Origin of the sequence: Photobacterium sp. Ph5 (genome assembly GCF_022129445.1) — a bacterium.
Lineage (GTDB): Bacteria > Pseudomonadota > Gammaproteobacteria > Enterobacterales > Vibrionaceae > Photobacterium.
On sequence record NZ_JADQAQ010000035.1, the window covers coordinates 15,207 to 28,224 of the forward strand.

Here is a 13,018-nt window from a genome sequence, read left to right on the forward strand (position 1 = left end):
GACTAATTTACTCTACTAGTTACCCTATGCAAGCGGAACCAGAGCTTAATGTATAAAACTTTTTTTTCATTTAGTTTATTTTTATCCACTTTGACCTTGAGTGGTTGTTTCTTTTCTGGCTCAGAAGTCCAACGCTGGCAGTTAGCCCCACAAGGTGCAACCAGTTTTAGCCTTAGCCGAGATGGCCGTTTTGCAATAGTTAGTGCAATCGAACAAGGTATCGCGCTATGGGACTTACAGCAAAACAAAAAGTTAGCTGATTTTGGTTCTCAAGATCAACATCACAGTACGGTGATAAGTAGCTATATTTCTGACAATAAACGTTTTGCTATCACAGCAACAGCACAAAATTTTGCTATCTGGGATCTTGGCTGGTCTCAAGCCCAAGGTTTATGGTCTATAGATGACGCTACCATTAGAGATGTCGCTATTGCCAATAATGGCGACGACATCTTATTAGCACTAAGTAATGGTAAGGCCTTGTTTATCAATATTAGCACAGGAAGAAGACTTGAGTTTTTAGCTCATAAAGAGAAAGTTAATAGTGTCACCTTATCTCCTAATGGTCGTTACGCACTATCTGGCGGCAATGATCATAATGGCTATTTGTGGGATACCCGAACGGGACAAATCTTGTATCATTTCCCTCATAAAAGTCGTATTACTCGAGTCGCACTGCAGCGAGATGGTAAGTTTGCCCTGACTGCCGATGGTACAAATGAAGTCTTTGTTTGGGATTTAACCAACGGAAATAAAGTATCAGAGCTAGATATTAACCTTCGTCAACAAACCCTTTCCAGTGCGCGTTTTTCTGACAATGGTTCACTGATAGCAACCGGCACTCCCTCACGCAGAGTGGAGTTATGGCGCACATCGGATGGGGAAAATATGGGGAGTTGGAAGGCGGAACGTCAGCAAGAGACTCGACCCGCTACAGCAGTGGTGTATGATGTCGCTATTAGCCCAACAGGTAACGTCATCTCTGGATCATCATCTGGATTTGCCCAAGCCTGGTCAACAGATTGAAAACGACCATGACTGAGATTGAACAATTACAACACCGTATTGATGAACTTGAAATGAAACAAGCCTTTCAAGAGCAAACTATTGATGATCTTAATGATGCCCTTACTAAGCAACAGTTCATGATTGACCGCATGGAAGTTCAGATGAGATTTTTAGTGGGTAAGGTAAAAGGTATGCAAGCACCGAATATGGCCAGCGAGTCGGAAGAAACTCCGCCCCCACACTATTAATCGCGTTTGACTAAAAAAGAAAAACAAAAAAGGAAGCCGGAGCTTCCTTTTCTATTGATATCATCAAATGATATTAGTGAGAGCAGCAACCGCCTTTCTCTTCGCCACCGCAGCAACCTTCGTCACCGTGGTCGTGATCGCCACAGCCGCCTTCGCCGCCACAACAACCACCGCCTTGGTGTAAGTGACCGTGTGCGATTTCTTCTTCAGTCGCTGCACGTACTGCAACAACTTCAACATCAAAACCTAGAGTTTGACCAGCAAGCATGTGGTTACCATCAACAACTACGTGATCGCCATCTACTTCAGTTACTTCTACAGGGATTGGACCTTGATCAGTATCTGCTAGGAAACGCATACCAACAGTAATTTCATCAACACCTTGGAATACGTTTGCAGGAACACGTTGAACCATTTCGTCCATGTGCTCGCCGTAAGCATCAGCAGGAGCAACAGTTACTTCGAACTTGTCGCCAGCTACATGACCTTCAAGCGCTGCTTCAAGGCCAGGAATTAGATTGTTATGACCGTGAAGGTAATCAAGTGGAGCTTCAACTGTTGATTGATCTACAACTACACCATCTTCAGTTTTCACTTGGTAAGCTAGGCTTACTACTGTGTCTTTAGCGACTTTCATGTTTACTCCAAAATTTGAGCTTGGGGTGATAAGTTTTGCGCGACATCATACAGGATAATATAGCAATGATGCTAATACCGTATTTAGTCAGGTTTAAAAACACCTATTACTTGTTGTTTGGTCGTTGACGAAAGTTGTTCACTTTCTTGTACCGATTGCGGCACTCGTGTATCTGAATGATCACAAGCCACACACTCGACATATTCAACATCATCTTGCTGCCACCAGCGTAAAGTATCGATGGTTTGACAACTTGGGCATGCCGCCCCTGCGATAAATCGTTTTTTTATCATCCTGCTATTTCCTTGACCATTACACAAGCACTAGCTTAATCCCAACCATGGTGGCGTTCTTCCTCGCCTCGCATTTCACGATCGAAAATTTCTTCTAACTCTTTACGGGCTTCTTTTTGCCTTGACGCTAAATTGACTTCTTCACTATGCTGCGGCAATAGGTCCCGTAAGGCTTGTGTATCTATTTTACGAAAATGTGCCTCGGCACGTTTCGCTTTATACGGATGCATACCTAAAGATATGAGGGCTTGGCGACCTAAATCAAGAGCACCAGCAAAAGTTTCACGAGAGAAACATTCAACACCTTGGCTTAGTAATTGATGAGCTTCTACACGGCTTCTCGCACGCGCTAATATTTTTAAGTGTGGGAAATGCTGCTGACAAATAGCCACTACTTCCATGACCTCTGTCGGTGCATCGGTACAAATAATAATGGCTTCCGCATTATCCGCCCCTGCTGCACGTAGCAAATCTAACTGAGTAGCATCACCGTAAAAAACTTTATAACCGAACTTGCGTAAAAATTGGATTTGGCTCGGATCTCGTTCAAGGACGGTTACTTTAATCTTATTAGCAAACAGTAATCGTCCTATAACTTGTCCAAAGCGTCCAAACCCCGTAATGATGACACGAGGCGCACGATCAACGACATCAGACTCTGGCTCAGGTTGTTCATCAGCTTTGAAACTTCGCACAAACCAGCGATTTTGCAGGGTCAACACTAGCGGTGTTGTCATCATTGATAGGCTCACAACCACCAGCAAGAAAGCTAATAATTGCGCATCTAATAAACCTTCAGCACGAGCGGCAGTAAACAGGACAAACGCAAACTCACCACCCTGACTTAAAATTGCCGCCATCTGACTACGTGACTTTTCTCTTACGCCAAATATCCGAGCTAAAAGATATAACACGACGCCTTTTACTGCGATTAACGCTAATACCGCAGCTAAAATCTGTAATGGATATTGCCACAGCAACCCAATATTTACCGCCATACCCACTGAGATAAAAAACAGCCCCAGTAATAAACCTTTAAACGGCTCTATCGCAATTTCTAGTTCATGGCGATATTCGCTCTCAGCTAATAGCACCCCAGCTAAGAATGCCCCTAACGCCATGGATAATCCAAGCGCCTGCATAATCAATGCAATACCAAGAACTAACAGCAATGCCGCAACATTAAACAGTTCTCTAACGCCACTCATCACCACATAACGAAACAGTGGGCGAAGTAAAAAATGTCCGCCAACAAGTAATACGGCAATACCACCTAACATCCATAATGCATCATTCCAACTTCCCCCTTCACCTCCCGCAAGTGCGGGGAGTAAGGCAAGCATTGGGATCACCGCAATATCTTGAAATAGCAATACTGCAAAACCCGATTTGCCAGTATCACTTCCTGATAATTGCTGCTCTTCTATTACGCGTAGTGCAATTGCCGTAGAAGATAACGCCAATCCCATCCCTATGACTGCTGCATCACGCCATGTCAGTGATGGTAAAAAGCCATTGAGGGTCATCACTACTACGGCAATGACTCCACTGGTGATCACAACTTGCCCGCCACCTAACCCTAAAATAGGTTTTCGCATTTGCCACAGTTTTTTCGGATTAAGCTCTAAACCAATCAGAAACAATAACAACACAACGCCGAATTCAGAGAAATGGAGAATGGCATCAACATCAGAGATCAACCCTAACCCCCAAGGGCCAATTGCAATACCAGCAATCAAATAACCTAACACTGAACCTAAGCCAAGCTTTTGCGCCAAAGGCACAGCAATGATGGCAGCAGCTAAAAAGACCACACTAAGAACAAGAAAATCATTGGTCATTGTTGGCCTCCTTACTCGTTAAGCTAATTCGAGGCTCAATGATCAAAGGGTTCGCTAACCATGATTGGTATGCGCGTGCATGTTGGTTTAATTCATCCACCGTGACGCGTCTTGCCCAGTGCAAGATAAGTGGTGGTAACCAATGCATTTGGCAAAGATCTGCACAAATCTCAAATGGCTTTAAAATGGTATCAATACCATAACGATTATAACCATCAGGACTATAAGCTTCTGCCCCACCGCCAGTTGTGATCACCGAGCGCCAATATTTACCCACAGTTTCGTTGCCATCACCGTGAGCAAAGCCTTTACTTAACACTCTATCAAACCACTCTTTCAACAATGATGGACAGGAATACATATAAAGCGGATGCTGGAAAATAATGATGTCGTGACTCGCAATCAGTTCATGCTCTGCAACAACATCAATGAAGAAATCAGGGTACGTAGCATATAAATCATGCACCGTAACGTGACCTAATAGTTCAATACCTTGCAACATTGCGCGATTAGCAACGGACTCATCAGGGTCAGGATGAGCAAAAATAATGAGAATTGATGGTAAGTTTTGTCGTGTCATAACATCCTTTGACAGTCGTTCATATTCATTATGTGCAACAATAAGTACTTGCTCAGTATTATTCCATCATACCTAATTGTTAACAAACATGATCTTTTGTTTATCATTTATTCAGCAAAACACAACCTCACCGGTAGAGAGATGTTAGCCACTCTGCGCTGTTTGAGTTAGACTTCCGCTCATAAGTCCAGTTTATTTAGTGGAGCGGGCAAGACCCCGGCAATATTGATGATTATCTTTTCAGATATCCAACTTCTACGTGGTGGCAAAGTATTACTTGAAAACGCCACTTCAACGATCCACCCGGGCGACAAAGTCGGTCTTGTCGGTAAAAACGGTTGTGGTAAATCGACCCTGTTCGCTTTACTGAAAAATGAGCTCAGCTTGGATGCTGGCAACTGTCAATTTCCAAGCAACTGGGAAATGGCGTGGGTTGCTCAGGAGACACCAGCATTAGAGCGCGCTGCTATTGAATATGTGATTGATGGCGACCGTGAATACCGTGAACTTGAGCGCCAACTGCTGGCTGCAGAGCAAGCTGATGATGGCACTAAAGTCGCAGAGCTTCACGGTAAAATGGATACCATTGGAGGCTATAGCATCAATGCGCGCGCGGCAGAATTGCTTGATGGTCTAGGCTTTTCACAACATCAAATGCAATGGAACCTGACCCAATTTTCGGGTGGTTGGCGTATGCGTCTTAACCTTGCTCAAGCACTATTATGTCGCTCTGATCTGCTACTACTCGATGAGCCAACTAACCACTTAGATTTAGATGCCGTAATGTGGCTGGAAAAATGGCTTCAAAGCTACCGTGGTACCTTGGTGTTAATTTCCCATGACCGCGACTTCTTAGATCCCGTGGTTAACCGCATTATCCATATTGAAAATCAAACCATGCACAGTTACACCGGTAACTATTCATCGTTTGAAGTACAACGCGCCGAAAAACTGGTGTTACAACAAGCGATGTACCAGAAACAACAAAAGCAAATGACGCACATGCAGTCATACATTGAACGTTTCCGTTACAAGGCCAGTAAAGCACGCCAAGCGCAAAGTCGTATAAAAGCCCTCGAGCGGATGGAAAAAGTGTTACCGGCTCAGTTTGATAACCCATTCAGTTTTGAATTCCGCGAGCCAAGTGCTCTACCAAACCCAATCTTAATGATGGATCAAGTTGCCGCTGGATATGACGACCTACTGATTTTAGAAAAGATTCGCCTGAATCTTGTTCCTGGTAGTCGCATTGGCCTACTTGGTCGAAATGGTGCCGGTAAATCTACCCTGATCAAAATGCTTGCTGGTGAACTACCAGAAAAAGCCGGTGATATGGCGTATTCACAAGGGGTTAAAATTGGTTACTTTGCCCAGCACCAATTAGAAACCTTGTACCTTGATGATACCCCTGTTCAGCATATGGCACGTATTGCGCCACAAGCAACCGAGCAACAACTCCGTGATTATTTAGGTAGCTTTGGTTTTATTGGTGATAAAGCGCTTGAAAAAGTCGGTCCGTTTTCTGGCGGTGAGAAAGCCCGTTTAGTACTGGCTCTTATTGTCTGGCAACGCCCTAACCTATTGCTGCTCGATGAGCCAACCAACCACCTTGATTTAGATATGCGCCAAGCACTGACGTTGGCACTGCAATCTTATGAAGGTGCAATGGTTATTGTCAGTCACGACCGTTACTTACTGCGTGCAACAACCGATGACTTATATCTAGTGCATGATCGCCAAGTCGTACCGTTTGATGGTGATTTAAATGATTATCACAAATGGCTTACCGAGCAACAGCGTAATGAGCGCCGTGATCAACAAGCAACAAAACCTGAAACCAACAAAGATAACAGCGCGGCATCGCGTAAAGAGCAAAAACGTCTAGAGGCAGAGTTCCGTAAACAAACAGCCCCTATTCGTAAAGAAATCACCAAGCTTGAAAAGCAAATGGACAAGCTCAATACCATTATCACCGATGCGGAAACCGCATTAAGCGATAGCAGTATTTATGAGGCGGAGAACAAAGTCCGTATGAATGAGCAATTAAAACTGCAAGGTGATGCAAAATCTGATTTGGAAGATGTTGAAGTGGCTTGGATGGAGTTACAAGAGCAATTAGAAGAAATGGAATCTCAATTTAACGCTGAATAATATCGCCTAACACCTATAACGCCAACGAGCACTTCGTTGGCGTTATTATTTTTAGTTATATAGAAAAACCTCAATCACTACCAAATCATCACCACGCACGCAGCCGTTAGCGCTCCCATCGTCTGATTAAACCTCATCGTACGACGTTCTGATGTTAGCCAATGGCGTATCACCACCCCAGTTGCAGTCCATAGCGAAACGCAAGCAAACCCCACCACGAAAAACACCGTCACAATTATCGATATCGATAACCAATAGTGCTCCCCGCTAACGGCGAAGGTGCTTACTGCCGTTGCTGACATCATCCATGCTTTAGGATTAACGTATTGAAACAGAGCAGCAGAGAATACACTCATCGGTTTCGCCTTCACTTTTTGCTCCGTTTTACTCATGCTACCAGCGGTGGCTATTTTCCATGCTAAATACAATAAGTACGCACACCCAACAACTTTTAATCCCTCGTGAACCATAGGATAACGTTCAAAAATAATGCCGAGCCCTGCCGCCAGTAAACTGATCATGCTCGCCATACCCACACTGATCCCCGTAATATGCGGAACACTACGCCAATAACCAAAGTTCGCTCCAGAGGCGGTCACCATCATATTGTTAGGCCCCGGCGTACCTGTCATTAATATGGCAAATAAAATAACTGAGATGATTGTTGATCCTTCCACACACTTTCCTTAATAAACGATAGAAATAAAACTATCCAGATCATCTCCCACGAAATTGCATCGATACAATTTTAGTTATTTCGCGACAACATAAAAAATCTCTGGCAATACGGTTGTTTTGTGCGCACAATTTAACCTAACAAGGGAAGTTATTAAGATCAAAGGATTTATTGTCACCATGACAATCGAGAAAAAGTTATTAAATATCCAACTTATCGCTAAAGCTAAAGAACCACTTTATCGTCAAATTGCAGATGGAATTGCACGAGCTATCGAGCAAGGTGACATCGCAATTGGGGAGAAACTCCCCACACACCGCGCACTTGCCGATCAATTACAGGTTACCGTCGGTACAGTGACACGTGCTTATGCAGAAGTAGAACGACGTCATCTTGTCGAAGCGCGTATTGGGGCTGGGACGTATGTCTGTGATAACAATAAAAACCATAACTGGATCTATCAATTAGAAGAGTTACAGGCTGAAGAGTGTAATTTCGGCTATAACATTCCTCCGCGATTTGATCGCAGTGAGATGATAAGCCAAGCCATGGCAAAAATTAGTGCCAATCCCTCACAATTAAATAACATGATGCTATATCAGCCACCGCAAGGGATCGATAATCATCGCCATATCGTTTGCCAATGGTTAAATCAAAAAGGCATTGATGTTTCATCAGAGCAGATGTACTTCACCTCTGGCGCGCAACATGCTGCGGAATTATTACTGAATATTTTCTGTCGAGCTGGTGATACCGTGTTAGTTGAACAATTTTGCTACCCCGGCTTTCTAACCCTTGCTCGTCAACATGGTATTACCCTAAAAAGTGTTGAGATGGATGAAAATGGAGTGATCCCTGCAAGTCTCTCATCGGCCTGTGAGCTCTACCAACCACGGTTAATATATTTAACACCAACCCAGCAAAACCCAACCTCGGTAACAATGCCGCTCTCTCGTCGTGAAGAAGTGATTAACGTATGTCGTGAACATAATGTGTTAATTGCGGAAGATGACGTCAACGGATTACTGCCGCCCTCACCGCCACCACCTTTAATAAACCTTGCACCTGAACATGTAATCCACATCGGAGGGTTATCAAAATGCCTCGCACCAGGACTTCGCTTAGGTTACATCCAAGTACCGAAACAGTGGCAGCAACACCTAAGCGCGGCATTGTATAACCACAGCTTAATGATCAGCCCACTGCTCTCTGCTATCGCTTGTGAATTAATAGTTCATGGTGATGCCGATCGGGTGTTAACGACCGTTCGTACTGAAATACAACAACGGCAATTATTGGTACAGCAATACCTTGGTGAGTTTGCCATTACAACCCAGACTTATAGTTTTCATGTTTGGCTGCAATTACCAGAAGACTGGCGCTTAAGTGATTTTATGGCGGCAACAACAGCTCGTGGGGTCATAGTTAAATCAGCAGAATTATTTACTCCCAGAGGTAATCATATTCAACCAGCAGTACGACTCGCCATTAGCTCACCACTAAATCAACAGCAATTGATCTTTGGCTTAAAAACCATTGCCGAGTTATTACGCCACCCCCCTTTATCCCATTTTTCGCTGTAACAGAGGATATTCATGTCTCAATTTACGCCAGCATCAGGATTACAAAATCCACATATTCAAACCTTATTACCGCGATTTGTTCGTCGCCAGCCACTATTTACGCCAGTGACGCAGCGACTGACCACGCCTGATGATGACTTTCTTGATCTCGCTTGGACAGAATCTCCTACAGACGATAGAAAACCATTAATGATCCTATTTCATGGTTTAGAAGGTAGCTTCCATAGTCCGTATGCCAATGGACTATTGTATGCCGCAAAACAACAAGGTTGGCTTGGGGTAATGATGCATTTTAGAGGCTGCAGTGATGAGCTAAATCGTCAACCAAGAGGCTATCACTCAGGTGAAGTCAATGATGCACGCTTTTTCATTACATGGTTACGTGAGCAATTTCCCCAACGGCCGTTTATTGCAGTTGGGGTATCTCTAGGTGGTAATATGCTGATTAACTACCTTGCAAAATATGGTGATGACAGTGATCTTGTTGCCGCTCAAGCGGTGTCTCCCCCATTAAATTTAGCCTCATGTTCGGCACGTATTCAACAAGGTTTCTCTAAGATCTATCAGCAATATCTACTCAGTTCGATGAAACGCACAATGGCAAAACGAATAATACTTCATCAAGACAAAATGCCCATCACCCACCAGCAATTAGATGCAATAAATACGGTATGGCAATTTGATCAGCACATTACCGCCCCTCTCCATGGTTTTATTGATGCTGACGATTATTATCAACGTTGTAGTGGCCTTCAACAGCTCAACTTGATCAGCACACCACTGCGAATTATCCATGCCAAAGACGATCCGTTCATGACCGAATCGGTGATCCCTTCACAACCATTGCCGAGTAATATCGACTACAACTTATATGAAAAAGGCGGTCATGTTGGGTTCGTTAGTGGTTCTATTTTTAAACCGACGTTTTGGCTCGAACACAGCGTTCCAACATGGTTTAAAACCAAACTCACCACTCCTCAATAGGGCTAGTGATATTTTTATCATATACTGCGCGTATCAGTAACGCAGTCGACGAGACATAAAATGATCATTCCTTGGCAAGATATCGCCCCAGAAACACTGACTAACCTGATTGAACAATTTGTGCTACGTGAAGGCACTGATTACGGTGAAGTTGAAATGAGCTTAGAAAACAAAGTGAATTATGTGATGCAGCAACTGAAATCCGGTGATGCTGTGATTGTATTTTCTGAATTACATGAATCTGTCGACATAAAATTACGCAACCAATTGCAATAACCTTTATTAATGTGAGTCGTGATCCGAGAGTTACGACTCAAAACTTGCCTCCGCTAGCAGTTTCACTTTTCAATCCCGACATCCTTGTTAACTTGTAGTAGCATTATTGTCCGATCAGGTAATGTTGTTATTACCAACTTCCTCATTTATCTTTCGATAATCAACAACGACAAGGTTAGTCATGTCTGCAAAACATCCTATTATTGCAGTTACTGGTTCATCAGGAGCAGGAACCACTACGACTTCTGAAGCATTCCGAAAGATGTTCAATATGATGAACATTAACGCGGCGTGGCTAGAAGGCGATAGCTTCCATCGCTATACCCGTCCTGAAATGGACACAGAGATCCGCAAAGCTAAAGAACAAGGTCGACATATCAGCTATTTTGGCTCAGAAGCCAATGACTTTGCCCAATTAGAGCAATTTTTCAAACAATATGGTGAAGATGGCACAGGTCGCTTTCGCCGTTATCTACACACGTTTGACGAAGCTGTGCCCTACAACCAAATGCCCGGAACCTTTACCCCGTGGCAACAATTAGCAGAAAACACCGATTTACTCTTTTATGAAGGTTTACATGGTGGGGTTGTTGATGGCGAAATCCATGTCGCACAACATGTTGATCTTCTAATTGGCATGGTACCCATTGTTAACTTGGAGTGGATCCAAAAAATTGTTCGAGACACCCGAGATCGAGGACATTCTCGCGAAGCGGTGATGGAGTCTATCGTTCGATCCATGGACGATTATTTAAATTATTTAACGCCACAGTTTTCACGTACGCATATCAACTTTCAACGTGTACCTACCGTTGACACCTCAAACCCAGTGAGTGCTAAAGGGATCCCAAGCTTGGATGAAAGCTTTGTCGTGATCCGTTTTCGCGGCTTGAAAAACGTCGATTTTCCGTATTTGTTGTCTATGATCCAAGGCTCATTCATGTCTCGCCATAACACACTTGTTGTCCCTGGTGGAAAAATGAGTTTTGCGATGGAATTAATCATGCGTCCACTGATCGAACAACTGATTAATACAGGTAAAATTAGCTAATATCGTCACGGTACGCCCCACTACATAACAAAGAAGGTTGGCATTCTTACCAACCTTCTTTTTATCTTAATAAGTCATTATGCAGTGATCATTTCATAAGAATGAGTTAAATGAACCTTTTCACCTATCATCAAACATACAGAGCAATATTTATCTAAAGAATCAGCAATGGTACTCGCAACTAACTTTTCATCTAAGTCAAAACCCGAAACGATAAAATGCAAATTGGCTTCAGTAAATAAACGGGGAGCTTGCTCTCGACGCTCTGCCGATATTTGAACTTCACAACCGACAATATTTTGCGCTTGTGATTGTAAACCACTAACTACATCAACAGAGCTACATCCCCCCGCCGCCATTAACACTAATTCCATCGGGCTAGGCGCTTTATCGCCCCCATTGCCATCCATCACTACACTATGACCTGAGCTCGATTGACCTAAAAAAGTCATATCTTCTACCCATTTTACTCGGGACTGCATCGTTTAATCCTTATTCAAACGCCCAATAGTTATCTCTAGTTTTATTGATAACATCATTAATGTAAATCTTATTTAATCCATTTAGAGTCATACAAATAGCCGTCTGTTTATCCGCACTAAATGTGTAACTACAACCTTAATTTTTAGGGGAGATCCTAACTATCTCATCACGTTGTGATCCTGTGCACAGTTATCCATATGAAATGAACGAATCTACTAGATCAATATCAAGAAAAAGGCGTAGAAAAAGGATACACTCTAACTTATTCAAGTTAGCTTGCAGCCCAGCGGCTGAATGGATACCCTGTCAGTAGGCAGTTTTTTTTCTCATGATAAATCTTAGAAAAGAGACCAATGCTGTTGGGCAACAAATGCAGAGGAAGTTAGTAATATGGTTCCAGGTAAACCGCAAACAGATCCAACTTTAGAGTGGTTTCTTTCCCATTGTCATATTCACAAGTACCCATCGAAAAGTACGCTGATCCACGCAGGTGAAAAAGCAGAAACGTTGTACTACATTGTGAAGGGTTCTGTTGCTGTACTAATCAAGGATGAAGAAGGTAAGGAAATGATCCTTTCTTACCTAAACCAAGGTGACTTTATTGGTGAGCTTGGCTTATTCGAAGAAGATCAAGAGCGTACTGCTTGGGTTCGCGCGAAGAGTCCTTGTGAAGTAGCAGAAATTTCATTTAAAAAATTCCGTCAGCTTATTCAGGTAAACCCTGATATTCTGATGCGTCTATCTGCTCAAATGGCAAGTCGTCTACAAGTGACAAGCCAGAAAGTAGGTGACTTGGCATTCTTAGATGTTACAGGTCGTATCGCACAGACATTGCTAAATCTAGCTAAACAGCCAGATGCAATGACGCACCCTGATGGCATGCAGATTAAGATCACACGTCAAGAAATCGGTCAAATCGTTGGCTGTTCTCGTGAGACGGTAGGTCGTATTCTGAAGATGCTTGAAGAGCAGAACCTAATCTCTGCTCATGGTAAGACGATTGTTGTTTACGGTACGCGTTAATTTTTAATGCTGTCATCGTACAAAAAAAGCCGCACTGAGTTGCGGCTTTTTTGTCTCTACCCTATTCATAACTCTACCAATAATTACCTTTTAAAAAGTGTGTCATTAATGCAATTAATTAATTTGTATTGCTCAAATTAAATGCTACATTCAAGCAATGAATGGACTTCATCTTTTATTGGTT

The 13,018-nt window shown here is 43.1% G+C and carries 14 protein-coding genes; 8 read left to right on the forward strand and 6 right to left on the reverse strand.

The annotated features are described in order from the left end of the window. The first annotated feature begins 48 nt into the window (after positions 1 to 48). Positions 49 to 1,026 carry a hypothetical protein gene (locus tag I3259_RS13780; RefSeq protein ID WP_238030139.1) on the forward strand — a complete coding sequence of 326 codons (978 nt, stop codon included), beginning with the start codon at positions 49 to 51 and terminating at the stop codon, positions 1,024 to 1,026. 8 nt (positions 1,027 to 1,034) lie between these two features. After that, on the forward strand, positions 1,035 to 1,256 hold the full coding sequence (locus I3259_RS13785; protein WP_005371779.1) for a SlyX family protein: 222 nt from the start codon (positions 1,035 to 1,037) through the stop codon (positions 1,254 to 1,256). Between the two features lie 73 nt (positions 1,257 to 1,329). Here I3259_RS13785 and slyD read toward each other — a convergent pair whose 3' ends face one another. The 4 genes from slyD to kefG form a co-directional block, all read right to left on the reverse strand. Then, positions 1,330 to 1,893: a peptidylprolyl isomerase gene (gene slyD / locus I3259_RS13790; protein WP_238030140.1), complete on the reverse strand. Its 564-nt coding sequence runs from the start codon at positions 1,891 to 1,893 to the stop codon at positions 1,330 to 1,332. Between the two features lie 83 nt (positions 1,894 to 1,976). Next, positions 1,977 to 2,186 (reverse strand): YheV family putative zinc ribbon protein, encoded by a 210-nt coding sequence (locus I3259_RS13795; protein ID WP_005371784.1) that lies wholly within the window; start codon positions 2,184 to 2,186, stop codon positions 1,977 to 1,979. 35 nt (positions 2,187 to 2,221) lie between these two features. Next, positions 2,222 to 4,027, reverse strand: coding sequence for a glutathione-regulated potassium-efflux system protein KefB (gene kefB, locus I3259_RS13800; protein ID WP_238030141.1), 1,806 nt, complete (start codon positions 4,025 to 4,027; stop codon positions 2,222 to 2,224). After that, positions 4,017 to 4,607 carry a glutathione-regulated potassium-efflux system ancillary protein KefG gene (kefG, locus tag I3259_RS13805; RefSeq protein WP_238030142.1) on the reverse strand — a complete coding sequence of 197 codons (591 nt, stop codon included), beginning with the start codon at positions 4,605 to 4,607 and terminating at the stop codon, positions 4,017 to 4,019. The genes kefB and kefG overlap by 11 nt, the downstream gene beginning before the upstream one ends. A 228-nt stretch (positions 4,608 to 4,835) precedes the next feature. On the opposite strand from kefG, the gene I3259_RS13810 reads away from it, so the two are divergent. Further along, a complete protein-coding gene (locus I3259_RS13810) occupies positions 4,836 to 6,758 on the forward strand; it encodes an ABC transporter ATP-binding protein (protein WP_238030143.1) in 1,923 nt (640 codons plus the stop codon). 77 nt (positions 6,759 to 6,835) lie between these two features. Here the strand turns inward: I3259_RS13810 and I3259_RS13815 are convergent, their stop codons facing one another. Beyond that, positions 6,836 to 7,435 carry a LysE family translocator gene (locus tag I3259_RS13815; RefSeq protein WP_052955914.1) on the reverse strand — a complete coding sequence of 200 codons (600 nt, stop codon included), beginning with the start codon at positions 7,433 to 7,435 and terminating at the stop codon, positions 6,836 to 6,838. Between the two features lie 178 nt (positions 7,436 to 7,613). Between I3259_RS13815 and I3259_RS13820 the strand changes: the two genes are divergently transcribed. The 4 genes from I3259_RS13820 (at position 7,614) to I3259_RS13835 (ending at position 11,328) form a co-directional block, all read left to right on the forward strand. Further along, the gene (locus I3259_RS13820) at positions 7,614 to 9,017 is read left to right on the forward strand and encodes a PLP-dependent aminotransferase family protein (protein ID WP_238030144.1); all 1,404 of its coding nucleotides are present in this window, start codon (positions 7,614 to 7,616) and stop codon (positions 9,015 to 9,017) included. Positions 9,018 to 9,029: 12 nt separating this feature from the next. Next, entirely contained in the window at positions 9,030 to 10,001 is a 972-nt protein-coding gene (locus tag I3259_RS13825; protein WP_238030145.1) for a hydrolase, read from the forward strand. A 60-nt stretch (positions 10,002 to 10,061) separates the two neighbouring features. Beyond that, positions 10,062 to 10,277 (forward strand): YheU family protein, encoded by a 216-nt coding sequence (locus I3259_RS13830; RefSeq protein ID WP_005371799.1) that lies wholly within the window; start codon positions 10,062 to 10,064, stop codon positions 10,275 to 10,277. Positions 10,278 to 10,458: 181 nt separating this feature from the next. Further along, on the forward strand, positions 10,459 to 11,328 hold the full coding sequence (locus I3259_RS13835) for a phosphoribulokinase (RefSeq protein WP_238030146.1): 870 nt from the start codon (positions 10,459 to 10,461) through the stop codon (positions 11,326 to 11,328). A gap of 77 nt (positions 11,329 to 11,405) precedes the next feature. Here the strand turns inward: I3259_RS13835 and I3259_RS13840 are convergent, their stop codons facing one another. Beyond that, on the reverse strand, positions 11,406 to 11,810 hold the full coding sequence (locus I3259_RS13840) for an OsmC family protein (RefSeq protein ID WP_238030147.1): 405 nt from the start codon (positions 11,808 to 11,810) through the stop codon (positions 11,406 to 11,408). A 391-nt stretch (positions 11,811 to 12,201) separates the two neighbouring features. Here I3259_RS13840 and crp point away from each other — a divergent pair, with 391 nt between their 5' ends. Continuing rightward, complete coding sequence (crp, locus tag I3259_RS13845; protein WP_005371802.1) at positions 12,202 to 12,834, forward strand: cAMP-activated global transcriptional regulator CRP; 633 nt, start codon at positions 12,202 to 12,204, stop codon at positions 12,832 to 12,834. Positions 12,835 to 13,018 lie beyond the last annotated feature (184 nt).